Here is a 1,224-nt window from a genome sequence, read left to right on the forward strand (position 1 = left end):
CGCTTTTCTAGAAACTGGGTAATGCTTCGCATTACTCGTTCTCCGGCTCGTTGACTTTTAACATAGATGTTACAATCATCCGCATAGCGCACAAAGTGATGGTCACGTCTAGTCAACTCTTTGTCCAACTCATTTAGATAGATGTTCGCCAGTAGTGGTGACAATGGTCCTCCTTGTGGGGTTCCTTTTTCACTCTTAGCAAAAAGCCCATGGTCTAAGACTCCGCTAGTTAGAAACTTACGAATGAGTCTTAGTGTCCATGGGTCATCAATATATTGTTGGAGATACTTAATCATCAAGTCATGATTAACGTTATCGAAATAGGCTTTTAGGTCTAAGTCAACAACTCTTCGATAACCTTGATTATAAAGATCTACTACTTTTTCAATAGCGTCATGGGCCCCACGGTGGGGACGGAAGCCAAAACTATTATCAGAGAAAACGCGCTCAAAGATAGGCGTAAGAATTTGGGCCACAGCTTGTTGAACCATTCGGTCCACCACCGTTGGTATTCCAAGTCTTCTTACTCCACCATTAGGCTTCGGAATTTCTACCCGTTTGACTGGGGCTGGTTTATACTTGCCCTCGCGCAAACTAGCGATCAGTTCCGTCTTATTTTCTCTAAGATATGGCAGAAGGTCATTAACTGTCATATCGTCAACGCCTGCTGCTCCTTTATTTCTCTTAACTCGTAAATAAGCCTGATTAAGGTTATTGCGATTCAAGACTAAGTCTTGGATAGTGACACTTATACCTTTACCTTCACCATAACCGGTACTACGCGCCCTTGTGTACTTTCGGTTTTCCAAACCTATCCTCGACAAGCGGTCAGCTTGTTGTTCTGTTTTCTGCGATTGTCGCACCTGATTACACCTCCGATATAAGTTACAAGTTATTGTCGTTCAGTCCTTCATCTGATTATTCAAACTACTATGACCTCGGCTGACTTCTGGCTTACTCAACACTGCATCACTGCACCGCTTGTTTCTGTGGAAATTAAACTTATTCCTCTTGTCGGAAACGTGTAGGCCAGATCTCCCCGGGTAAGGATATTAACTTTCATACCATGTCACCGTTAGCTTTACTAAGAGTAACTTCGAGTAGTATTGGACTTCAGTTTGGTTTGCAACCTTATCCAGTTACCCTCAGCCTTATAGCTACTTCTTGTTCATCGGTGCAGCATTTTGCCTTAGACTTCCTTCAGATTCCGTCTCACGACGGACA

Annotated in this window: 1 protein-coding gene; it reads right to left on the minus strand. The window is 43.1% G+C overall.

Annotation, left to right across the window (positions count from 1 at the left end; genetic code table 11):
- Positions 1 to 863: group II intron reverse transcriptase/maturase (ltrA, locus tag Q9Q35_RS04610; protein WP_304652343.1), on the minus strand; the 863-nt coding region annotated here is incomplete at its 3' end.
- Positions 864 to 1,224: the final 361 nt, after the last annotated feature.

It is taken from the genome of uncultured Ligilactobacillus sp., assembly GCF_948826705.1.
Lineage (GTDB): Bacteria > Bacillota > Bacilli > Lactobacillales > Lactobacillaceae > Ligilactobacillus.